This is a genomic window from Microvirga sp. HS2, from assembly GCF_055792805.1.
In genome coordinates, this window is sequence record NZ_JBVVAJ010000087.1 from 1 (window position 1) to 1,964 (window position 1,964).

Annotated in this window: 1 protein-coding gene; it reads left to right on the forward strand. The window is 65.8% G+C overall.

From position 1 onward, the window contains the following. Positions 1-12 precede the first annotated feature (12 nt). A partial coding sequence (gene acs, locus ACS5Q0_RS27395; protein WP_473129775.1) for an acetate--CoA ligase occupies positions 13-1,964 on the forward strand: 1,952 nt, incomplete at its 3' end.

Consider the following 1,964-nt stretch of genomic DNA (forward strand, 5'->3'; position numbering starts at 1 on the left):
GGGAGAAGCGCCATGGAAGAGAAGATCTACGACGTCCCGTCCGAATGGACCCACCGCGCCTATCTGGACGCTGCCGGCTATCGCGCGAAATACGAGGCTTCGGTGAAGAACCCGGACGCCTTCTGGGCCGAGGAGGCCAAGCGGATCCACTGGTTCAAGGAACCGACCCGGATCAAGAACACCCATTTCGGCCCCGGCAACGTCTCGATCCGCTGGTTCGAGGACGGCATCACCAACGTGGCCTATAACTGCGTCGACCGGCACCTGCACACCCGCGGCGACCAAGTCGCGATCATCTGGGAAGGCGACGACCCGTCCGAATCGAAGAAGATCACCTACCGCGAGCTGCACGCGCAGGTGTGCCGCATGGCCAATATCATGCGCAACCGCGGCGTCGGCAAAGGCGACCGCGTCACGATCTACATGCCGATGATCCCGGAAGCGGCCTATGCGATGCTGGCCTGCGCGCGACTGGGCGCCATCCATTCCGTCGTGTTCGGCGGCTTCTCGCCGGATTCGCTCGCAAGCCGCATCCAGGACGCCAAGTCCGCCTTCGTCATCACTGCCGACGAGGGCCTGCGCGGCGGGCGTAAAGTCCCGCTCAAGGTGAACGTGGACGCCGCCATCGAGACGGTCGGCCCAGGCGTGGTCGACCACGTGCTGGTCGTGCGCCGCACCGGCGGGGCCGTCAACATGGTGCCTGGCCGCGACGTCTATTTCGACGAGGCGGCCAGCATGGTCTCCGACGATTGCCCCTACGAGGGGATGAACGCCGAGGATCCGCTGTTCATCCTCTACACCTCGGGGAGCACCGGCACGCCGAAGGGCGTGCTGCACACCACCGGCGGCTATCTCGTCTATGCGGCGATGACGCATCAATACGTCTTCGACTATCACGACGGCGACATCTACTGGTGCACCGCCGACGTGGGCTGGGTGACGGGCCATTCCTACATTCTCTACGGGCCGCTCGCGAACGGCGCGACCACGCTCATGTTCGAAGGCGTTCCCACCTATCCGTCGATCTCCCGCTTCTGGGAAATCATCGACAAGCACAGCGTGAACATCTTCTACACCGCGCCCACCGCGATCCGCTCCCTCATGCAGGCGGGCGAGGAGCCGGTGAAGAAGACCTCCCGCAAGTCGCTGCGCCTGCTGGGCTCCGTGGGCGAGCCGATCAATCCGGAAGCCTGGGAATGGTATCACCGCGTGGTCGGCGACGGCCGCTGCCCCATCGTGGACACCTGGTGGCAGACCGAGACCGGCGGCATCCTCATCACGCCGCTGCCGGGCGCGACGAAGCTCAAGCCCGGCTCGGCCACCCGCCCCTTCTTCGGCGTGAAGCCGGAAGTGGTGGATGCGGACGGCAAGGTCCTGGAGGGCGCCTGCGAAGGCAACCTCGTGATCGCCGATTCCTGGCCCGGCCAGATGCGCACGGTTTACGGCGACCATGAGCGCTTCGTGCAGACCTATTTCTCCACCTATCCGGGCAAGTACTTCACCGGCGACGGCTGCCGCCGCGATGCGGACGGCTATTACTGGATCACCGGCCGCGTGGACGACGTGATCAACGTCTCCGGCCACCGCATGGGCACGGCGGAGGTGGAATCCGCCCTCGTGGCCCATCCGAAGGTCTCGGAAGCCGCCGTCGTGGGCTATCCGCACGACATCAAGGGCCAGGGCATCTACGCCTATGTGACCCTCATGGCGGGCGAGCAGCCCTCCGAAGAGCTGCGCAAGGAGCTGGTGGCCTGGGTCCGCAAGGAGATCGGCCCCATCGCCTCGCCGGATCTGATCCAGTTCGCGCCGGGCCTGCCCAAGACGCGCTCGGGCAAGATCATGCGCCGCATCCTGCGCAAGATCGCCGAGGACGAGTTCGGCTCTCTCGGCGACACCTCGACGCTCGCCGACCCCGGCGTGGTCGACGACCTGATCACCAACCGCCAGAACAAGCGCACGCAGGC